20 protein-coding genes are annotated in these 17190 nt (G+C 61.5%); all 20 read left to right on the top strand.

Annotated features, from left to right (window positions below; all coding sequences use genetic code 11):
• Window positions 1-47: 47 nt before the first annotated feature.
• The 20 genes from fliE to CLM72_RS19280 all read left to right on the top strand — a co-directional run bounded on the left by fliE (window position 48) and on the right by CLM72_RS19280 (window position 17072).
• Window positions 48-377: a flagellar hook-basal body complex protein FliE gene (gene fliE / locus CLM72_RS19390; protein WP_003192959.1), complete on the top strand. Its 330-nt coding sequence runs from the start codon at window positions 48-50 to the stop codon at window positions 375-377.
• 16 nt (window positions 378-393) lie between these two features.
• On the top strand, window positions 394-2169 hold the full coding sequence (gene fliF / locus CLM72_RS19385; RefSeq protein WP_014719351.1) for a flagellar basal-body MS-ring/collar protein FliF: 1776 nt from the start codon (window positions 394-396) through the stop codon (window positions 2167-2169).
• A complete protein-coding gene (gene fliG / locus CLM72_RS19380) occupies window positions 2162-3178 on the top strand; it encodes a flagellar motor switch protein FliG (RefSeq protein ID WP_003192957.1) in 1017 nt (338 codons plus the stop codon). Before fliF ends, fliG begins: the two co-directional genes overlap by 8 nt.
• Before the next feature lie 10 nt (window positions 3179-3188).
• Window positions 3189-3953 carry a flagellar assembly protein FliH gene (gene fliH, locus CLM72_RS19375; protein WP_014719350.1) on the top strand — a complete coding sequence of 255 codons (765 nt, stop codon included), beginning with the start codon at window positions 3189-3191 and terminating at the stop codon, window positions 3951-3953.
• Window positions 3943-5301 carry a flagellar protein export ATPase FliI gene (gene fliI / locus CLM72_RS19370; RefSeq protein ID WP_054898641.1) on the top strand — a complete coding sequence of 453 codons (1359 nt, stop codon included), beginning with the start codon at window positions 3943-3945 and terminating at the stop codon, window positions 5299-5301. The genes fliH and fliI overlap by 11 nt, the downstream gene beginning before the upstream one ends.
• 3 nt (window positions 5302-5304) lie before the next feature.
• A complete protein-coding gene (fliJ, locus tag CLM72_RS19365) occupies window positions 5305-5754 on the top strand; it encodes a flagellar export protein FliJ (RefSeq protein WP_003192954.1) in 450 nt (149 codons plus the stop codon).
• Window positions 5755-5847: 93 nt separating this feature from the next.
• Complete coding sequence (locus tag CLM72_RS19360) at window positions 5848-6153, top strand: STAS domain-containing protein (protein WP_105227614.1); 306 nt, start codon at window positions 5848-5850, stop codon at window positions 6151-6153.
• Window positions 6150-7868: a fused response regulator/phosphatase gene (locus CLM72_RS19355; RefSeq protein ID WP_105227612.1), complete on the top strand. Its 1719-nt coding sequence runs from the start codon at window positions 6150-6152 to the stop codon at window positions 7866-7868. The genes CLM72_RS19360 and CLM72_RS19355 overlap by 4 nt, the downstream gene beginning before the upstream one ends.
• Before the next feature lie 30 nt (window positions 7869-7898).
• Entirely contained in the window at window positions 7899-8246 is a 348-nt protein-coding gene (locus tag CLM72_RS19350; protein WP_105227610.1) for an Hpt domain-containing protein, read from the top strand.
• A gap of 84 nt (window positions 8247-8330) precedes the next feature.
• Window positions 8331-9635: a flagellar hook-length control protein FliK gene (locus tag CLM72_RS19345; protein WP_105227608.1), complete on the top strand. Its 1305-nt coding sequence runs from the start codon at window positions 8331-8333 to the stop codon at window positions 9633-9635.
• A 210-nt stretch (window positions 9636-9845) separates the two neighbouring features.
• Entirely contained in the window at window positions 9846-10346 is a 501-nt protein-coding gene (fliL, locus tag CLM72_RS19340) for a flagellar basal body-associated protein FliL (protein WP_019818373.1), read from the top strand.
• 9 nt (window positions 10347-10355) lie between these two features.
• Window positions 10356-11324 (top strand): flagellar motor switch protein FliM, encoded by a 969-nt coding sequence (fliM, locus tag CLM72_RS19335; RefSeq protein ID WP_014719344.1) that lies wholly within the window; start codon window positions 10356-10358, stop codon window positions 11322-11324.
• Window positions 11325-11367: 43 nt separating this feature from the next.
• Window positions 11368-11835, top strand: coding sequence for a flagellar motor switch protein FliN (gene fliN / locus CLM72_RS19330; protein ID WP_069558450.1), 468 nt, complete (start codon window positions 11368-11370; stop codon window positions 11833-11835).
• Window position 11836: 1 nt separating this feature from the next.
• A complete protein-coding gene (fliO, locus tag CLM72_RS19325; protein WP_105227606.1) occupies window positions 11837-12271 on the top strand; it encodes a flagellar biosynthetic protein FliO in 435 nt (144 codons plus the stop codon).
• Window positions 12271-13014, top strand: coding sequence for a flagellar type III secretion system pore protein FliP (gene fliP / locus CLM72_RS19320; protein WP_003192937.1), 744 nt, complete (start codon window positions 12271-12273; stop codon window positions 13012-13014). Before fliO ends, fliP begins: the two co-directional genes overlap by 1 nt.
• A 4-nt stretch (window positions 13015-13018) precedes the next feature.
• Window positions 13019-13288: a flagellar biosynthesis protein FliQ gene (fliQ, locus tag CLM72_RS19315; protein WP_003192936.1), complete on the top strand. Its 270-nt coding sequence runs from the start codon at window positions 13019-13021 to the stop codon at window positions 13286-13288.
• Between the two features lie 4 nt (window positions 13289-13292).
• The gene (gene fliR / locus CLM72_RS19310) at window positions 13293-14078 is read left to right on the top strand and encodes a flagellar biosynthetic protein FliR (protein WP_105227604.1); all 786 of its coding nucleotides are present in this window, start codon (window positions 13293-13295) and stop codon (window positions 14076-14078) included.
• Between the two features lie 3 nt (window positions 14079-14081).
• Window positions 14082-15218 carry a flagellar biosynthesis protein FlhB gene (gene flhB, locus CLM72_RS19305; protein ID WP_105227602.1) on the top strand — a complete coding sequence of 379 codons (1137 nt, stop codon included), beginning with the start codon at window positions 14082-14084 and terminating at the stop codon, window positions 15216-15218.
• Window positions 15219-15986: 768 nt separating this feature from the next.
• The gene (locus CLM72_RS19290; protein WP_105227598.1) at window positions 15987-16190 is read left to right on the top strand and encodes a cold-shock protein; all 204 of its coding nucleotides are present in this window, start codon (window positions 15987-15989) and stop codon (window positions 16188-16190) included.
• Between the two features lie 672 nt (window positions 16191-16862).
• Entirely contained in the window at window positions 16863-17072 is a 210-nt protein-coding gene (locus CLM72_RS19280; RefSeq protein WP_105229172.1) for a cold-shock protein, read from the top strand.
• Window positions 17073-17190: the final 118 nt, after the last annotated feature.

The raw sequence follows: 17190 nt of genomic DNA, 5'->3' as shown, positions 1-17190 counted from the left end.
CCGCTGCGTAGTGTCAAAAAATTGCGGGTCGTCGGAGAGAGAAGGTCATGAGCCAGGGTATTGAGTTCAATCGGTTGATGTTGGATATGCGCGCCATGCAAATGGATGCCATGGCTCAACCGAAATCCGTCGCGCCAGCGCCGGAATTGGGCCAAAGCAATTTTGCCGACATGCTCGGTCAGGCAATCAATAAAGTCAGCGATACCCAGCAGGCGTCCAGCCAGTTGGCGACGGCCTTCGAGATCGGTAAAAGCGGCGTGGACCTCACCGATGTGATGGTCGCCTCGCAAAAGGCCAGTGTGTCCTTCCAGGCCTTGACCCAAGTGCGTAACAAGCTGGTTCAGGCGTATCAAGACATCATGCAGATGCCGGTTTAAGGACGAGATTTAAGTCATGGCTGAAGCAGTCTCCGACAACCTCCCCGCCAAGGCCGACGGCAAACCGCCGTTGTTTGGCCTGTCGTTCCTGGAAAACCTCTCGGAAATGACCATGCTGCGTCAGGTGGGCCTGATGGTGGGCCTGGCCGCCAGCGTGGCGATTGGTTTTGCCGTGGTGCTGTGGTCGCAGCAACCCGATTACCGCCCCCTTTACGGCAGCCTGTCGGGCATGGATTCCAAGCAGATCATGGAAACCCTCGCCGCCGCCGACATCGCCTACACCGTGGAGCCCAACTCCGGCGCCTTGCTGGTCAAGGCGGATGACGTAGCCCGCGCCCGGATGAAACTGGCCGCCGCTGGCGTGGCGCCGTCCGACAGTAATATCGGTTTTGAAATCCTCGACAAAGACCAGGGCCTGGGCACCAGCCAGTTCATGGAAGCCACCCGCTATCGTCGTGGCCTGGAAGGCGAACTGGCGCGCACCATTTCCAGCCTCAATAACGTCAAGGCCGCCCGTGTGCACCTGGCGATTCCGAAAAGCTCGGTGTTCGTGCGTGACGAACGCAAGCCCAGCGCCTCGGTCTTGGTCGAGCTGTTTGCTGGCCGCTCCCTGGAGCCTGGCCAGGTACTGGCGATCGTCAACCTGGTGGCAACCAGTGTTCCCGAATTGAGCAAGTCGCAAATCACCGTGGTGGACCAGAAGGGCAACCTGCTGTCCGACATGGCCGAAAACTCCGCGCTGACCCAGGCCGGCAAGCAGTTCGACTACAGCCGCCGCATGGAAAGCATGCTCACCCAGCGCGTGCATAACATTCTGCAACCGGTACTGGGCAACGACCGCTACAAGGCTGAAGTGTCGGCCGACGTGGACTTCAGCGCCGTCGAGTCCACCTCCGAACAGTTCAACCCGGACCAGCCAGCCCTGCGCAGCGAGCAGTCCACCAGCGAACAACGCACCGCCAGCAATGGCCCCCAAGGTGTGCCAGGCGCCCTGAGCAACCAGCCACCCGCGCCGGCCTCGGCACCGCAAACCACTGGTGGCGCCGCCGCCACGGCTGGCGCGATCCAGCCTGGCCAGCCGCTGTTGGACGCCAACGGCCAGCAGATCATGGACCCGGCCACCGGCCAGCCGATGCTTGCGCCATACCCTGCGGACAAGCGTAACCAGTCCACCAAGAACTTCGAACTCGACCGTTCCATCAGCCACACCAAGCAGCAACAGGGCAAGATCAATCGCCTGTCGGTGTCGGTAGTGGTCGATGACCAGGTCAAGGTCAACCCTGCGGACGGCGCGGTGACCCGTGCGCCGTGGACGGCTGACGAACTGGCGCGCTTCACTCGTCTGGTGCAGGACGCTGTTGGCTTCGACGCCAGCCGTGGCGACAGCGTCAGCGTGATCAACATGCCGTTCTCCGCCGAGCGCGGTGAAGTGATCGCCGACCCGGCGTTCTACACCCAGCCGTGGTTCTGGGACATCGTCAAGCAAGTGCTGGGGGTGCTGTTCATCCTGGTGTTGGTGTTCGGCGTATTGCGCCCGGTGCTCAACAACATCACCGGCGGCGGCAAGAAGCAACTGGCACTGGCCGGTGGCGACGTCGAGTTGGGTGGCATGGGCGGCCTGGACGGCGAACTGGCCAACGACCGCGTCAGCCTCGGCGGCCCGCAAAGCATCCTGTTGCCAAGCCCGAGCGAAGGCTATGACGCTCAGTTGAACGCAATCAAGAGTCTGGTGGCAGAAGACCCGGGCCGTGTGGCTCAGGTCGTGAAAGAGTGGATTAACGCAGATGAATGATCGAGCCGCTGTGGCCAAGCTGTCCCGGGTCGACAAAGCCGCCGTGCTGCTGCTGTCCCTGGGTGAAACCGACGCCGCCCAAGTGCTGCGCCACATGGGCCCCAAAGAGGTCCAGCGTGTCGGCGTGGCCATGGCGCAGATGCGCAATGTGCACCGCGAGCAAGTCGAGCAGGTGATGAGCGAGTTCGTCGAGATCGTCGGCGACCAGACCAGCCTGGGCGTCGGCTCCGACAGCTACATTCGCAAGATGCTCACCTCGGCCCTGGGCGAAGACAAGGCCAACGGCCTGATCGACCGCATCCTGCTGGGTGGCAACACCAGCGGCCTGGATAGCCTCAAGTGGATGGAGCCGCGTGCGGTGGCCGACGTGATCCGCTACGAGCACCCGCAGATTCAGGCGATCGTGGTGGCCTACCTGGACCCCGACCAGGCCGGCGAAGTGCTTGGCCACTTCGACCATAAAGTGCGCCTGGACATCATCCTGCGTGTGTCGTCGCTGAACACTGTGCAGCCGGCAGCGCTCAAGGAACTCAACACGATTCTGGAGAAGCAGTTCTCCGGCAATTCCAACGCCTCGCGCACCACCCTGGGTGGCATCAAGCGCGCAGCCGACATCATGAACTTCCTCGACAGCTCGGTCGAAGGCCAGTTGATGGACTCGATCCGCGAGATCGACGACACCCTGTCCGGCCAGATCGAAGACCTGATGTTCGTGTTCAACAACCTGGCCGATGTCGACGACCGTGGCATCCAGGCGCTGCTGCGCGAAGTGTCCTCGGACGTGCTGGTGCTGGCGCTCAAGGGCTCGGACGAAAACGTCAAAGAAAAGATCTTCAAGAACATGTCCAAGCGCGCCTCGGAGCTGTTGCGCGACGACCTGGAAGCCAAGGGCCCGGTGCGCGTCAGCGACGTGGAAACCGCTCAGAAAGAAATCCTCACCATTGCCCGCCGTATGGCCGAAGCCGGAGAAATCGTTCTCGGCGGGAAGGGCGGCGAAGAAATGATCTAAGGCGCCTTGCATGTCGAATAAAGATGAGGCGCCCAGCGATCTGATTCGCGCGCGGGATGTCGGCGGCTTCGACATCTGGTCGCTGCCCAGCTTCGACCCCCATGTGCCGGAGCCCGAGCCTGAACCGGTTGAAGAACCTCCGGCAGAGATGGAAGAAGTGCCACTGGATGAAGTCCAGCCACTGACCCTCGAAGAGTTGGAAACCATTCGCCAGGAGGCCTACAACGAAGGCTTTGCGGCGGGGGAAAAAGACGGTTTTCGCAGCACCACCCTCAAGGTTCGCCAGGAGGCCGAAGCGGCGCTGGCCACCAAGTTGGGCAGCCTGGAGCGCCTGATGGGCAACCTGTTCGACCCTATCGCCGAACAGGACTCGCAGCTGGAAAAATCCATGGTCGGCCTGGTGCAGCACATTGCTCGCCAGGTGATCCAGCGCGAACTGGTGCTCGATTCCAGCCAGATCGAAGGTGTGATGCGTGAAGCCCTCAAGCTGCTGCCCCTGGGCGTCGGCAATGTGCGGCTGTACATCAACCCGCAAGATTTCGAACAGGTCAAAGCCCTGCGCGAGCGTCATGAAGAAACCTGGCGCATCGTCGAAGACGCTTCGTTGCAGCCGGGTGGTTGCCGCGTCGAGACCGAACACAGCCGCATTGACGCGACAGTGGAAACCCGTATCAGCCAGATCATGGCCAAGTTGTTTGATCAACTGCATGAACAGGCCCTGCATCCCGCCGAGCCTGACCTGAGCGTTGACCTGGACGCCACCGATGCGCCTTGATCGCACCAGCTTCGCCAAGCGCCTGGGCAGCTACGCCGAGGCCACCGAGTTGCCCGGCCAGCCGGTTCTTGAAGGGCGCTTGTTGCGCATGGTCGGCCTGACTCTCGAAGCCGAAGGCCTGCGCGCCGCCATGGGCAGCCGCTGCCTGGTGATCAACGACGACAGCTACCACCCGGTGCAGGTCGAAGCCGAGGTGATGGGCTTTTCCGGCAGCAAGATTTTTCTGATGCCGGTGGGCAGCCTGGCGGGTATCGCTCCCGGCGCCCGCGTGGTGCCGCTGGCCGACACTGGCCGCCTGCCCATGGGCATGAGCATGCTGGGCCGCGTACTCGACGGTGCCGGCCGTGCGCTGGACGGCAAGGGCGGCATGAAGGCCGAAGACTGGGTGCCGATGGACGGCCCCACCATCAACCCGCTCAAGCGCAACCCCATCAGCGTGCCGCTGGACGTGGGCATTCGCAGCATCAACGGTTTATTGACGGTCGGTCGCGGCCAGCGCCTGGGCCTGTTCGCCGGTACCGGCGTGGGTAAGTCGGTGTTGCTGGGCATGATGACGCGCTTTACCGAGGCCGACATCATCGTGGTGGGGCTGATCGGTGAGCGGGGCCGCGAAGTGAAGGAGTTCATCGAGCACAGCCTCGGTGAAGAAGGGCTCAAGCGTTCCGTTGTCGTCGCTTCTCCGGCAGACGATGCACCGCTGATGCGCTTGCGTGCGGCGATGTACTGCACGCGCATCGCCGAATATTTCCGCGACAAGGGCAAAAACGTCCTGTTGCTGATGGACTCGCTCACGCGTTTCGCCCAGGCCCAGCGCGAGATCGCCCTGGCCATCGGTGAGCCGCCCGCGACCAAGGGTTACCCCCCGTCGGTATTTGCCAAGCTGCCCAAGCTGGTAGAGCGTGCCGGTAATGCCGAAGCCGGCGGTGGCTCGATCACCGCGTTCTACACCGTGTTGTCTGAAGGCGACGACCAACAGGACCCGATTGCCGACTCGGCCCGGGGCGTGCTCGACGGCCACATCGTGCTGTCGCGGCGCCTGGCGGAAGAGGGGCATTACCCAGCCATCGATATCGAAGCGTCCATCAGCCGGGTGATGCCGGCGGTGGTCACGCCGGAGCATATGGCCCGTGCCCAGCAGTTCAAGCAGCTGTGGTCGCGCTACCAGCAAAGCCGTGACCTGATCAGCGTCGGCGCCTATGTGGCCGGTGGCGACCGCGACACCGACCTGGCCATCGCCTTGCAGCCGCAACTGGTAACCTACCTGCGCCAGGGTCTCAACGACAAGATCACCATGGGCGAAAGCCAGTCGCACTTGCAGTCCATCTTCGCCCCGGCGCCGGGCGGCTAAGCCATGGCCAACAGCCGCGCCGCACGCCTGGCCCCGGTGGTGGACATGGCCGAAAAGGCCGAGAAAGCCGCCGTACAGCGCCTGGGTTATTTCCAGGGCCAGGTGCGGTTGGCCCAAAGCAAGCTGGGCGACCTGGAGCGTTTTCGTGGCGAGTATCAACAGCAGTGGATCGAGCGCGGCAGCCAGGGTGTTTCTGGCCAGTGGCTGATGGGGTACCAGGGCTTTCTCAATCAGCTTGAAACTGCCGTCGGCCAGCAACGCCAGAGCCTGGCCTGGCACGAGGCCAACCTCGACAAAGCCCGCGAGGCCTGGCAACAGGCGTTTGCCCGGGTCGAGGGGCTGCGCAAGCTGGTGCAGCGCTACATCGACGAAGCGCGAGCCATCGAAGACAAGCGCGAGCAAAAACTGCTCGATGAGTTGTCCCAACGCCTTCCCCGCCCAGAACAGTTCTAACCGGCACCACAAATCCAATGTGGGAGCTGTGTTGCTCAGATGCGGTTCAGCTGCTACACCTTGTGTCTAGTGCAATGACAAGGAAGCAGTCACATGTCAGTCGAGTCAGAAGTATCCCTGGACGGGAAAAAGTTGACGATCGCAATCAAGGGCCGGTTCGATTTCGGCAGCCACCAGGCGTTTCGGGAAGCCTACGAGCGTTTCTACAAGGTCCCCGAGACCTACATCGTCGACCTCAAGGATGCCACCTACATGGACAGTTCAGCCCTCGGCATGCTGCTGTTGCTACGGGATCATGCCGGCGGCGATGACGCCGAGGTCCGCGTGACGAACAGCAACTCCGACGTGCGCAAGATCCTCGCCATCTCCAACTTCGACAAACTGTTCGATATCAATTGAGCGCCCTGGCCCCTGTCCTGGAGGCGCTGACCATCCTGATCGCCGAAGACAGCGCCGCCGACCGCCTGTTGCTGGCGAGCATCATCCGCCGCCAGGGCCATCAGGTGCTGACTGTCAGCAATGGCGCCGAAGCGATTGAGGTGTTTGCCCGCGAGCGTCCGCAACTGGTGTTGATGGACGCACTGATGCCGGTCATGGATGGCTTTGAAGCCGCGCGGCAGATCAAGCAACTGGCGGGGGAGGCGCTGGTACCGATCATCTTCCTCACGTCGCTGCGCGAAAGCGAAGCCCTGGCCCAGTGCCTGGACGCCGGCGGCGATGACTTTCTGCCCAAACCCTATAACCCCTTGATCCTGGCGGCCAAGATCAACGCCATGGACCGCCTGCGCCGCCTGCAAGCCACGGTTTTGCAACAGCGTGACCTGATCGCCAGGCATCACGAACACCTGATGCATGAGCAGCGGGCGGCCAAGGCGGTGTTCGACAAGGTCGCCCATTCCGGTTGCATCAACGCCGCGCCGAATATCCGCTACCTGCAATCGCCTTATGCGTTGTTCAACGGTGACCTGTTGCTGGCGGCCTACACACCGTCCGGCGATATGCACGTGCTGCTAGGGGATTTCACTGGCCATGGCTTGCCGGCCGCCATCGGTGCCATGCCCCTGGCCGAGGTGTTCTACGGCATGACCGCCAAGGGCTATGGCCTCACGCAGACCCTGCGGGAAATGAACGCCAAGCTCAAGCGCATCCTGCCGGTAGACATGTTCTGCTGTGCCACCTTGCTGTGCCTGAGCGCCCAGCGGCGTGCGGTGGAGGTGTGGAGCGGCGGCATGCCCGAAGGCTATGTGCATGAAGTCGCCACGGGCAGGCGCACGCCATTGATATCGCGGCACCTGCCCTTGGGGGTGTTGTCGGCAGAGGCGTTCGATGACAGCACCGAGGTCTGGCCCATGGCGTTGGGCGACCGGGTATTCCTGCTCTCCGACGGTGTGCTGGACACCGCTGACGCCAACGATCAACTGTTCGGTGCCGAGCGCTTGCAGCAGGTGTTCGCCGCCAACCGCGAGCCCGACCGCCTGTTCGAGGACATCGAGCAGGCCCTGGCGGCCTTTCGCGGCCAGGCGCGCGATGACGTCAGCATGGTCGAGATCACGTTGCAGGCAGGCCAGCCATTGCGGGCGGCCGAGCCGATGTATGCCGACAGCGGCCAGTCGTGCCCACTGGATTGGTCGGTGAGTTTCGAATTCCGCGCCCAGACCCTCAGGACCTACAACCCGCTGCCGTACCTGCTGCAGCTGCTGTTGGAAATCCACGGCCTGCGCGAGCAGAGCGGGGCGCTTTACAGTGTGATGGCCGAGTTGTATTCCAACGCGCTGGAGCATGGCGTACTGGGCCTGGACTCACGGCTCAAGCGCGATGCCCAGGGGTTTGCGCAGTATTATCGCCAGCGCCATGAGCGCCTGGCGCAGTTGGACAGCGGTTATGTGCGCCTGCATATGCAGGTGGTGCCCACCGACAAGGGCGGCAAATTGAGCGTGCGCCTCGAAGACAGCGGGCAGGGCTTTGATGTGGAGCAGGAGCTGGCACGCCCCGTGGACATAGACCGTCTGTCTGGCCGGGGCCTGAGCCTGGTGCGTCAGTTGAGCAACGCGGTACGCTGGTCCGATGGCGGTCGCAGTGTCTGCGTGGAGTTTTGCTGGGAGGCTCTGGCATAATCCGCCGATTCTTGATCAAGGAGCGAGCAAGTGGCTGAGATTCATATGGACCCCGAGGTGTTGTCGGGTTTGCAGGAAGTCATGGAAAGCGAGTACCCCACGCTGCTGGACACCTTTCTGCATGATTCTGAAGAGCGCGTGCAAGCGCTGCGCAAGGCGCGCAACGACGCCAAGACGTTGGGGCGCATTGCGCACAGCTTCAAGGGCAGCAGTGGCAACCTGGGAGCGGTGCGGTTGGCGACGTTGTGTGAGCGGTTGGAGACCGAGTCCATCAAGCCAGCTTCGGACTTGGGGCCTTTGGTGGATCAGATTGATCGTGAGTTTGCGCTGGTTCGCCCACTGTATGAGCATGAGCGGGAGCGGTTTTCTGGGGTTTGATATTTTATCGGCCTGACTTGGCCCGACTCTTGCTCTACCTCCATAGACTGCATCCCCGACCCCATGCAGTGGAGACCCTAACTTATGCCAGTCGTCCCCAATTCGCTTCTTCAGGCTGCCACTGCGGCCAAGCCTCAAGCGCCGGCCGCCACGCCTGCGGTAGCGCCTGCGGTTCCGCGGGACAAGGGCGCTGGCTTCGCTCAAGTGTTTGCCAAGCAAGCTGCCAAGCCGCTGGCCAAGAGCGACGACGCGCCAGCCAAACCGGTGCGCGACAAGGCTTCTGATGCCAGCGCCAAACCGCCCGCCGGCGACGATAAACCTGCCGCCAGCGCGCCAGCGGTTGCCGATAGCGGCAATCCCTTGCCTGCCAAGCCGGCCAAGAGCGACGACCACGCTGATAGTGAAGGCGAGCCACCTGCCGACCCGTCCCTGGCGCTGCAACCGGTTGCCGACCCGGCGCTGGTTGCCACCGTGACGCCTGTGGCGGTCCCTGTGCCGGTACAAGCGCCTGCCGTCACGGCCGCAGATGACAACGCCCAGCCGCTCATCGCGGTAACCGAGGAGCCCAAGCAGCCGGCCTTCGACCCTGAGGCCGACCCGCTGGATTCGATGCCGGCCGTGCGCCTGGCGATGGAGCAGGGCGGTCATGTCTCGGCCAGCAGCCAGGCGCCGCAGAAAGCCGCGCCCACCACTCAGGATCAGCCGACCGCCGCGCAGAGCTTTGCCGCCGGCCTGGCCAACATGGTCGACCAGCAAGCCACCAAGGACAGCACCGACCAGGGAGGCGACAAGGCCTTCGGCGCGCTGATCGATGACGGCCTCAAGGACCTCAAGAACGCCAGCAGCGACACCCGTGTGGATGATTTCGCCAACCGCCTGGCGGCGCTGACCCAGGCGGCCACGCCGAAAACCGCGAATGCCTTGGCGCCCGTCCCCAATGCGCCCCTGGCCATGCACCAGAGCGGCTGGACCGAGGAGGTGGTCAACCGCGTAATGTACCTCTCCAGCGCTAACCTCAAGTCGGCCGAGATCCAGTTGCAGCCCGCTGAGCTGGGGCGCCTGGACATCAAGGTCAACATGACGGCGGACCAGCAGGCCCAGGTCAACTTCATGAGCGGCCATGCGGTGGTGCGTGAAGCGCTGGAAAGCCAGTCTGGCCGTTTGCGCGAGATGTTTGCCCAGCAGGGCATGGGGCAGGTGGATGTGAATGTCTCCGACCAGTCGCGGGGCCATGACCAGCAGCAACAGCAGAGCCAGGCGCGAGGCGTCAGTAGCAGCGGCAGGCGCGCTGACAGCGGCGACGCCGGTGGCCCTGTGGATGTGGCCGAAGTGGCAGCGCCCGTGAGCCAGAGCGTGATCGGCTCCAGCGCCGTCGACTACTATGCCTGACTTCCTGCTCAAACCCGGTCAGTGTGGGAGCTGGCTTGCCTGCGATGGCGGTGGATCAGTGACACACATGTGCACTGACCCACCGCCATCGCAGGCAAGCCAGCTCCCACATTTGATTTAGGTTGTCTTCGCCTAAGACAACTCTGGCATAACACTTGCTCTTGCCTTGCCATAGATCTACGAATCCCCGAATAGTGACGGATTATTGGCATGGCGAAGAGCGACGACGCAGCAACTCCCCCCGCAGGCAAAGGCAAGCTCAAGCTGATCCTGTTGATTGTGCTGGGCCTGCTCCTGGCGATCGGTGCCTCGGTGGGCGGCACCTGGTACATCATGCACAGCAGTGCGAGCAAACCGGCGCCCACCGCCGAAACCGCCACCAACGTCAAGCAACCGGCAATCTTCGAGCAGATGCTTCCGGCCTTTGTCGCCAACTACAACCAGAATGGTCGTCAACGCTACCTGCAGGTGAGCATCACCTTGCTGGCGCGCAACCAGGCGGACCTGGATGCCCTCAAGGTGCATATGCCGGTGATCCGCAACAACCTGGTGATGCTGTTCTCCGGGCAGAGCTTCGACAGCCTGGCCACGCCAGTCGGCCAGGAAATGTTGCGCCAGAAGGTCACTGCCAGCGTGCAGGAAGTGGCCCAGAAAGAACTCGGCAAAGTCGTGGTCGAGCAGGCGCTCTTCACTAACTTCGTATTGCAGTAGGATCACGACATGGCCGTGCAAGACCTGCTGTCCCAGGATGAAATCGACGCGCTGTTGCATGGCGTGGACGATGGTCTGGTACAGACCGAAATGGCTGCCGAACCCGGCAGCGTCAAAAGTTATGACCTGACCAGCCAGGATCGCATCGTGCGGGGACGCATGCCGACCCTGGAGATGATCAACGAACGCTTTGCCCGCTACACCCGCATCAGCATGTTCAACATGCTGCGCCGCTCGGCGGACGTGGCCGTGGGCGGCGTGCAGGTGATGAAGTTCGGTGAATACGTGCACTCGCTGTACGTGCCCACCAGCCTCAACCTGGTCAAGATCAAGCCGTTGCGCGGCACTGCGCTGTTCATCCTCGACGCCAAGCTGGTGTTCAAGCTGGTGGACAACTTCTTCGGTGGCGACGGCCGTCACGCCAAGATCGAAGGGCGTGAATTCACCCCCACCGAACTGCGGGTGGTACGCATGGTGCTGGAGCAGGCCTTCATCGACTTGAAGGAAGCCTGGCAGGCGATCATGGAAGTCAATTTCGAGTACATCAACTCGGAAGTGAACCCGGCCATGGCCAACATCGTCGGCCCCAGCGAGGCCATTGTGGTGTCGACCTTCCACATCGAACTCGATGGCGGTGGCGGCGACCTGCACGTGACCATGCCTTACTCGATGATCGAACCGGTGCGCGAAATGCTCGACGCCGGCTTCCAGTCCGACCTCGACGACCAGGACGAACGCTGGGTCAAGGCCCTGCGCGAAGACCTGCTGGACGTCGACGTGCCGCTGAGCGCCACCGTGGCCCGCCGTCAGTTGCGCCTGCGGGATATTTTGCACATGGCGCCTGGGGACATCATCCCCGTCGACTTGCCGGAAGAGCTGATCATGCGCGCCAACGGCGTACCGTCATTCAAGGTCAAGCTCGGTTCCCACAAGGGCAACCTGGCGCTGCAAGTGGTTGAGCCGATCAACCGCCGCTGATTCAACCCCAATTCATGATTGTTTGCTGCGCCGAGGACATGTAATGGCTACCGAACACGAAAACACTTCCGCCGAAGACCAGGCCCTGGCTGACGAGTGGGCTGCGGCCCTGGAAGAAACCGGCGATGTTGGCCAGGACGACATCGACGCGCTGCTGGCCGCCGACGCCGCCACCGCGCCGGCCGGCAACCGCCTCGCCATGGAAGAATTCGGCAGCGTGCCGAAGAACAACGAGCCGGTGAGCCTCGACGGCCCGAACCTGGATGTGATCCTCGACATCCCGGTGTCGATTTCCATGGAAGTGGGCAGCACCGAAATCAACATCCGCAACCTGTTGCAGCTCAACCAGGGCTCGGTGATCGAGCTGGACCGCCTGGCCGGCGAGCCGTTGGACGTGCTGGTCAACGGCACCCTGATTGCCCATGGCGAGGTGGTGGTGGTCAACGAGAAGTTCGGCATCCGCCTGACCGACGTGATCAGCCCGAGCGAACGCATCAAGAAGTTGCGCTGAGATGAAGTACTCGATGGCGGGACTGTTGCTGGCGCTGCCATTGAGCGCCCTGGCGGCTGAGCCGGTGGTGCAGGTGGCTACGGCGCCAGCGGTCGGCAGTGTCAGTGGGCAGTTGACGCAGCTGGTGCTGGGCCTGTTGCTGGTGATCGGCCTGATCTTCCTGCTGGCCTGGTTGATGCGCCGCGTGCAGCGCATCGGGCCGGGCAACGGCCAGGTGATCGAGCTGGTGGGCTCGCGCGCCCTCGGCCCGCGTGATCGGCTGGTGTTGGTGCAGGTGGGCGAGGAGCAGATCCTGCTTGGCATCACCCCCGGCCGCATCACCCCGCTGCATGTACTCAAGACCCCGGTGGATGCGGTCAAGACCGAAGCCGCCACGCCAGAATTCGCCCAGCGCCTGATGGAGTTGCTGGGCAAGGATCAGAAGGATAAGAAGTAATGCGCGTTTTGTTGACGCTCATGCTGTTGCTGGCCGCGCCGATGGCCCTGGGCGCCGACCCGTTGTCGATCCCGGCGATCACCCTGGGCACCAACGCGGCGGGCGCGCAGGAATATTCGGTCAGCCTGCAGATCCTGCTGATCATGACGGCGCTGAGTTTTATCCCGGCGTTCGTCATGCTGATGACCAGCTTTACGCGGATCATCATCGTCTTCTCGATCCTGCGCCAGGCCCTGGGCCTGCAGCAGACGCCGTCGAACCAGATCCTCACCGGCATGGCGCTGTTTTTGACGCTGTTCATCATGGCGCCAGTGTTCGACAAGGTGAACCAGCAAGCCCTGCAACCTTATCTGGCGGAAAAGCTCACAGCCCAGGATGCCATCGACAAGGCCCAGGGCCCGATCAAGGACTTCATGCTGTCGCAAACCCGCTCCAGCGACCTTGAGCTGTTCATGCGCCTGTCCAAGCGCACCGACATCGCCACCCCGGACCAGGCACCGCTGACCATCCTGGTACCGGCGTTCGTCACCTCCGAATTGAAGACCGCGTTCCAGATCGGCTTCATGATCTTCATCCCGTTCCTGATCATCGACCTGGTGGTGGCGAGCGTGTTGATGGCCATGGGTATGATGATGCTGTCACCGTTGATCATCTCGCTGCCGTTCAAGATTATGCTGTTTGTGCTGGTGGACGGCTGGGCGCTGATTATTGGCACCCTGGCCGGCAGTTTCGGAGGGGTATAGCGCTATGACGCCAGAAGTCGCCGTTGACCTGTTCCGTGAAGCGCTGTGGCTGACCACCCTGATGGTCGCCGTGCTGGTGGTGCCCAGTCTGCTGGTGGGCCTGCTGGTGGCAATGTTCCAGGCCGCCACCCAGATCAACGAACAAACCCTGAGCTTTCTGCCGCGCCTGCTGGTGATGCTGGTGACCCTGATCGTCGCCGGCCCGTGGCTGGTGCAAACCTTCATGGAATACATCCTGCAGTTGTACGGCAGTATTCCGCAGTTGATCGGCTGAGCCGATGCAATCCTTGCTGGCCTTGACCGACACCCAGATCAGTACCTGGGTGGCCTCGTTCATCCTGCCGCTGTTTCGCGTCACGGCGATGTTGATGGCCATGCCGGTGTTCGGCACCACGCTGGTACCGCGTCGTGTGCGCCTGTATTTTGCCGTGGCGATCACGGTGGTGATCGTGCCGGGTTTGCCGCCGATGCCGCCGGTCAACGCGCTGGATCTGAGCGCCTTGCTGCTGATCGCCGAACAGATCCTGATCGGCGCCATGCTGGGGTTTTCCCTGACGTTGTTCTTCCAGGCTTTTGTGATCGCCGGGCAAATCATCTCGATCCAGATGGGCATGGGCTTCGCGTCCATGGTCGACCCCACCAACGGGGTGTCGGCGGCGGTGATCGGGCAGTTTCTGACCATGCTGGTGACCTTGCTATTCCTGGCCATGAACGGACACCTGGTGGCGTTCGAGGTGCTGACCGAGAGCTTCACCACCTTGCCGGTGGGCGCAGGCTTGGTGGTCAACCACTTCTGGGAACTGGTGGGGCGCCTCGGTTGGGTGCTGGGCGCGGCGCTGTTGCTGGTGTTGCCGGCGATCACGGCGCTGCTGGTGGTCAATATCGCGTTCGGCGTGATGACCCGCGCGGCGCCGCAACTGAACATCTTCTCGATTGGTTTCCCGCTGACCCTGGTGTTGGGCATGGGGATTTTCTGGGTCGGCCTGGCTGACATTCTCAATCAGTATCAACCGCTGGCCACCGACGCCTTGCAGTTCTTACGTGATCTGGCACGGGCGCGCTGAGCCATGGCCGAGAGCGAGAGTGGTCAGGACAAAACAGAAGACCCCACGGAGAAACGTAAAAAGGACTCCAGGGAGAAGGGCGAGATCGCCCGCTCCAAAGAGCTCAACACCTTCGCCACCATGATCGCCGGCGCAGGCGCCTTGCTGATCTACGGCGGGGGCCTGGCGCTGGACTTGCTGGAGATGATGAAACACAACTTCAGCTTGCCCCGCGAGGTGCTGCTCAACCCCGATGCCATGGCCCAGTACCTGCTGCACTCGGGCAAAATCGCCCTGTTGGCGGTGCAACCGATCTTGATCACCTTGCTGCTGGCCGCGCTGATCGGCCCGGTCGCCCTTGGTGGCTGGTTGTTTGCCGCGGGCAGCATGGCGCCCAAGTTCAGCCGCATGAACCCGGGCGCGGGGCTCAAGCGCATGTTCTCTGCCAAGGCCCTGATTGAATTGCTCAAGGCCCTGGCCAAGTTTTTCCTGATTCTGTTCGTGGCGTTGGCGGTGTTGTCATCCGACATCGACGACTTGCTGCGCATCGCCCATGAGCCGCTGGAGTCGGCGATCATCCACAGCGTGCAGGTGGTGGGCTGGAGCGCACTGTGGATGGCCCTCGGGCTGATCCTGATCGCCGCCGTGGATGCGCCGATTCAGTTGTGGGAAAGCCACAAGAAACTGCTGATGACCAAGCAGGAAGTGCGCGACGAACACAAGGATCAGGAAGGCCGCCCCGAGGTCAAGCAACGCATCCGCCAACTGCAGCGGGAAATGTCCCAGCGCAAGATGATGGCCTCGGTGCCCGACGCCGACGTGGTCATCACCAACCCGACTCACTACGCCGTAGCCCTCAAGTACGACCCCGAAAAGGGCGGTGCACCAATGCTGCTGGCCAAGGGCAGCGACTTCACTGCGCTGAAAATCCGCGAAATTGCGGTGGCCAACGACATTCTACTATTGGAGTCGCCAGCATTGGCGCGCTCGATTTTCTACTCCACCGATCTGGACCAGGAAATCCCCGCCGGCTTGTACCTGGCCGTTGCACAGGTACTGGCCTACGTTTACCAAATCCGTCAATACCGCGCCGGCAAGGGCAAGCGGCCTGATCCGCTCAAGGATTTGCCGATCCCGCCGGACCTGCGTCGCGATTCCTGAACGCTGCTGCTCACTGTAGGAGCGAGCTTGCTCGCGAAAAACTCACCGTCGCCGCGTTCATCCTGACTTCCCGCATTATCGTTACCCACCTTCGCGAGCAAGCTCGCTCCTACAACCTGTCAACTTTGACAGTAGCCATTACGCCGCCTTCACTGTTTGATACAGCGATGAGGCGTGCAGCTCTGCACGACTCGGGAGGCGGTGATGGATAGGGGTACGGTCAGGTGGTTTGATGCGGTCAAAGGCATCGGCTTTATTGCCCGGGATCGCGATGGCAACGAGGTTGCCGTCCAGTCGACAGGCGCTCAACGCGGTGATGTCCCACCCACCTCTTCCAAACCGCGAAAACCCCGCAAGCGCAAGAAACCCTCGGATGCATGAATCTTCTGCTGTTCCACCGCTACCACCCATCGGCAGCTCGCGTCTACCTGTCAACTCTGACAGTAGCCAAAGGATATTTCCCGTTGTTCTATGACTGAACCAAACACTGCGCGTATGTAGTAAACGAGATGCAGGGAGAGCGGGATTGAAGGTGGCTACAGGAACTGTCAAATCCTATGACTGGGTCAGGGGCGATTGGCTGATCGAATTGGATGATGAGGCAGAAGAGGTATTTATCAATCGCAAGGATTGGCGTTGTACAGCGCTGTCGGTGGGTAAGCAACTGAGGTTTCAAATGGTCCATCGGCCCAAGGGCGTCTATGCGTTGCCCGTCAGGGTGCGTCACCGGGGTGGGTTGGGTTCTGAGTAAGTGTAAGGAGAGCGGCAATGGCAACGGGTACTGTGAAATGGTTTAACGCGGAGAAGGGGTTTGGTTTTATTACCCAAGATGATGGAGGGCTCGATGTGTTTGCCCATTACTCGGCAATTACGACGGCTGGGTACAAAAGCCTGGATGAGAATCAAAAAGTAGAGTTTGACATCACACAAGGTCCAAAAGACCCACAGGCTGAGAATATACGACCTGTTTAGAGCGCACCCAATCATCCCCAGACAGAAATCAGTCCAAATGTGGGAGGGGGCTTGCCCGCGATAGCAGTGGCTCAGTCAATGAATCCATTGCCTGATACACCGCGATCGGAGGCAAGCCCCCTCCCACAGTTTTGACCGTGTCACCCGCTACCTGCGGTGTTCGTCGGTCTTGCTCCAGCTCGATCAACTGCGCAACGCCGAGCAATTCCAGTGTGAAACGTTTGATTTGAGCGAGGCTGCCACTTAATCGCCCCGCGCAGTCGCCATAACGACGAACAGTGCGCCTTTTTTTCCTCCGATAAGCCCTCTCGGCTCTTGGGCAGGTTGGCTGTATCAACTACCTGTCAACGTTGACAGTAGTCAGCGTCGGTTCCAGCTGTTCTATTACCTATGCACGTATGCAGTAAACGAGATGCAGGGAGTGCGGTCTTGAAGGTGGCTACGGGTACGGTCAGGTATTACGTCTGGCTCAGAGGCGATTGGTTGATCAAACCCGATGGCGGGAGAGGGGATGTGTTTATCAATGGCAGGGACTGGCGTTGCACTGCGCTGTGGTTTGGCAAGTGCATGGAGTTCCAAATGGTCCATCGACCCGAGGGTATTTATGCGCTGCCTATCAAGTCGCACAGCCCACGTGAGTCGGGTCTCAAATGAAGTGTAGGGAGAATGGCAATGACAACTACAACTGGCAGAGTGAAGTGGTACAACGATGAAAAAGGGTTTGGTTTTATTACTCGGGATGATGACGGGACGGACATTTTTGCCCATTTCAAGGACATCCAGTCAGATGGTTTTAAATCTCTGATGGAGGGTCGGGAAGTAGAGTTTGAGGTCGTACAAGGTTCAAAAGGCCTGAAAGCTGTGGCAATACGGTATATTTAAAGCCCACCCAATCATCCCAGACAGAACTCAGTCCAAGTGTGGGAGGGGGCTTGCCCCCGATAGCAGTGGATCAGTCAATGAATCCATTGCCTGATACACCGCGATCGGGGGGCAAGCC

The sequence above is a fragment of the Pseudomonas sp. MYb193 genome (genome assembly GCF_002966775.1).
Taxonomy (GTDB): Bacteria; Pseudomonadota; Gammaproteobacteria; order Pseudomonadales; family Pseudomonadaceae; genus Aquipseudomonas; species Aquipseudomonas paracarnis.
The sequence above is the reverse complement of the archived record's forward strand: the minus strand, read 5'-3'. Positions and strand labels throughout refer to the sequence as shown.

What these genes read in the sequence shown, in the direction of transcription:
- fliE (WP_003192959.1), top strand. Translation starts at nt 48, where the DNA reads ATGAGCCAGGGTATTGAGTTCAATCGGTTGATGTTGGATATGCGCGCC.
- fliF (WP_014719351.1), top strand. Translation starts at nt 394, where the DNA reads ATGGCTGAAGCAGTCTCCGACAACCTCCCCGCCAAGGCCGACGGCAAA.
- fliG (WP_003192957.1), top strand. Translation starts at nt 2,162, where the DNA reads ATGAATGATCGAGCCGCTGTGGCCAAGCTGTCCCGGGTCGACAAAGCC.
- fliH (WP_014719350.1), top strand. Translation starts at nt 3,189, where the DNA reads ATGTCGAATAAAGATGAGGCGCCCAGCGATCTGATTCGCGCGCGGGAT.
- fliI (WP_054898641.1), top strand. Translation starts at nt 3,943, where the DNA reads ATGCGCCTTGATCGCACCAGCTTCGCCAAGCGCCTGGGCAGCTACGCC.
- fliJ (WP_003192954.1), top strand. Translation starts at nt 5,305, where the DNA reads ATGGCCAACAGCCGCGCCGCACGCCTGGCCCCGGTGGTGGACATGGCC.
- CLM72_RS19360 (WP_105227614.1), top strand. Translation starts at nt 5,848, where the DNA reads ATGTCAGTCGAGTCAGAAGTATCCCTGGACGGGAAAAAGTTGACGATC.
- CLM72_RS19345 (WP_105227608.1), top strand. Translation starts at nt 8,331, where the DNA reads ATGCCAGTCGTCCCCAATTCGCTTCTTCAGGCTGCCACTGCGGCCAAG.
- fliL (WP_019818373.1), top strand. Translation starts at nt 9,846, where the DNA reads ATGGCGAAGAGCGACGACGCAGCAACTCCCCCCGCAGGCAAAGGCAAG.
- fliM (WP_014719344.1), top strand. Translation starts at nt 10,356, where the DNA reads ATGGCCGTGCAAGACCTGCTGTCCCAGGATGAAATCGACGCGCTGTTG.
- fliN (WP_069558450.1), top strand. Translation starts at nt 11,368, where the DNA reads ATGGCTACCGAACACGAAAACACTTCCGCCGAAGACCAGGCCCTGGCT.
- fliO (WP_105227606.1), top strand. Translation starts at nt 11,837, where the DNA reads ATGAAGTACTCGATGGCGGGACTGTTGCTGGCGCTGCCATTGAGCGCC.
- fliP (WP_003192937.1), top strand. Translation starts at nt 12,271, where the DNA reads ATGCGCGTTTTGTTGACGCTCATGCTGTTGCTGGCCGCGCCGATGGCC.
- fliQ (WP_003192936.1), top strand. Translation starts at nt 13,019, where the DNA reads ATGACGCCAGAAGTCGCCGTTGACCTGTTCCGTGAAGCGCTGTGGCTG.
- fliR (WP_105227604.1), top strand. Translation starts at nt 13,293, where the DNA reads ATGCAATCCTTGCTGGCCTTGACCGACACCCAGATCAGTACCTGGGTG.
- flhB (WP_105227602.1), top strand. Translation starts at nt 14,082, where the DNA reads ATGGCCGAGAGCGAGAGTGGTCAGGACAAAACAGAAGACCCCACGGAG.
- CLM72_RS19290 (WP_105227598.1), top strand. Translation starts at nt 15,987, where the DNA reads ATGGCAACGGGTACTGTGAAATGGTTTAACGCGGAGAAGGGGTTTGGT.
- CLM72_RS19280 (WP_105229172.1), top strand. Translation starts at nt 16,863, where the DNA reads ATGACAACTACAACTGGCAGAGTGAAGTGGTACAACGATGAAAAAGGG.